The organism is Brevibacillus migulae (genome assembly GCF_004521915.1).
GTDB lineage: Bacteria > Bacillota > Bacilli > Brevibacillales > Brevibacillaceae > Brevibacillus_F > Brevibacillus_F migulae.
In genome coordinates this window covers 1-1,255 of sequence record NZ_SDKD01000062.1, presented here as the reverse complement: position 1 = coordinate 1,255, position 1,255 = coordinate 1, and the positions used below count along the sequence as shown (strand labels likewise).

The following is a 1,255-nucleotide window of genomic DNA, read 5'->3' as shown; positions in this document are numbered from 1 at the left end:
ACACATTGCACATATACAAGTCAACTAAAAATTTTCATTGGTGCGGTCGGCGAGACTCGAACTCGCACGGGTCGCCCCGCCACCCCCTCAAGATGGTGTGTCTGCCAATTCCACCACGACCGCAAACAAAACGTCTCAGGAGAGACTCGAACTCCCGACCGACCGCTTAGAAGGCGGTTGCTCTATCCTGCTGAGCTACTGAGACATACTATTCATTTATATTGGAAAGCGTTTTGCTTTTTCATGCAAATGCCTTCCAAAATTCAAGGGGCGATCGATGGGAATCGAACCCACGAGTGTCGGAGCCACAATCCGATGCGTTAACCACTTCGCCACGACCGCCATATGAAATTGATTGGTAGCGGCGGAGGGGATCGAACCCCCGACCTTTCGGGTATGAACCGAACGCTCTAGCCAGCTGAGCTACGCCGCCATGATATATAAAAGAAAATATTGTGGCGGAGGGAGAGGGATTCGAACCCCCGTGGGCTTGCACCCTAACGGTTTTCAAGACCGCCCCGTTATGACCACTTCGGTATCCCTCCACAAAAAATGGAGCGGGTGATGGGAATCGAACCCACGCGACCAGCTTGGAAGGCTGGAGTTCTACCATTGAACTACACCCGCAAATAAATGGTGCCGGTAGAGGGACTTGAACCCCCACGGTTTCCCTCACGATTTTGAGTCGCGCGCGTCTGCCAATTCCGCCATACCGGCTTATGAAATTACATGGTCGGGAAGACAGGATTCGAACCTGCGACCCCTTGGTCCCAAGCCAAGTACTCTACCAAGCTGAGCTACTTCCCGACGACGGACATGGATGTCCTAGGATCGACGCTGCCAGGACGTGGCGCTTTTCGTCGATCTTTCATATGGCGTGCCCTGAGAGATTCGAACTCCCGACCTTTTGATTCGTAGTCAAACGCTCTATCCAGCTGAGCTAAGGGCACATAAGTTTTATGGAGCGGACGACGGGTCTCGAACCCGCGACCTTCGCCTTGGCAAGGCGACGCTCTACCAATTGAGCTACGTCCGCATCTTTCTTTTTAAATGGTGCGGTCAAGAGGACTTGAACCTCCACGGTGTTGCCACCACTAGAACCTGAATCTAGCGCGTCTGCCAATTCCGCCATGACCGCATTATTAAGATATGTGGCCCCCGAAAAGTACTCGGAATAAACTACGAAGCTTTGCTTCACTTTTTGGGGTATTCAATACTGGTGAGCCATGAAGGACTCGAACCTTCGACCCTCTGA

The 1,255-nt window shown here is 52.3% G+C and carries 11 tRNA genes; all 11 read right to left on the bottom strand.

Annotated elements, in window-relative coordinates:
• Positions 1-38 precede the first annotated feature (38 nt).
• The 11 genes from EIZ37_RS25530 to EIZ37_RS25480 all read right to left on the bottom strand — a co-directional run bounded on the left by EIZ37_RS25530 (position 39) and on the right by EIZ37_RS25480 (position 1,138).
• Positions 39-123 (bottom strand) — tRNA-Leu (locus tag EIZ37_RS25530).
• Between the two features lie 8 nt (positions 124-131).
• Positions 132-205: transfer RNA gene (locus EIZ37_RS25525), tRNA-Arg, on the bottom strand.
• Between the two features lie 64 nt (positions 206-269).
• A tRNA-His gene (locus EIZ37_RS25520) sits at positions 270-342 on the bottom strand.
• Positions 343-356: 14 nt separating this feature from the next.
• Positions 357-433, bottom strand: a tRNA-Met gene (locus EIZ37_RS25515).
• Positions 434-456: 23 nt separating this feature from the next.
• Positions 457-545 (bottom strand) — tRNA-Ser (locus tag EIZ37_RS25510).
• A gap of 8 nt (positions 546-553) precedes the next feature.
• Positions 554-627 (bottom strand) — tRNA-Gly (locus tag EIZ37_RS25505).
• A gap of 7 nt (positions 628-634) precedes the next feature.
• A tRNA-Leu gene (locus EIZ37_RS25500) sits at positions 635-717 on the bottom strand.
• Between the two features lie 13 nt (positions 718-730).
• Positions 731-807 (bottom strand) — tRNA-Pro (locus tag EIZ37_RS25495).
• 66 nt (positions 808-873) lie between these two features.
• Positions 874-950 (bottom strand) — tRNA-Arg (locus EIZ37_RS25490).
• Between the two features lie 10 nt (positions 951-960).
• Positions 961-1,036 (bottom strand) — tRNA-Gly (locus EIZ37_RS25485).
• A 15-nt stretch (positions 1,037-1,051) separates the two neighbouring features.
• Positions 1,052-1,138: transfer RNA gene (locus EIZ37_RS25480), tRNA-Leu, on the bottom strand.
• Between the last annotated feature and the right edge of the window lie 117 nt (positions 1,139-1,255).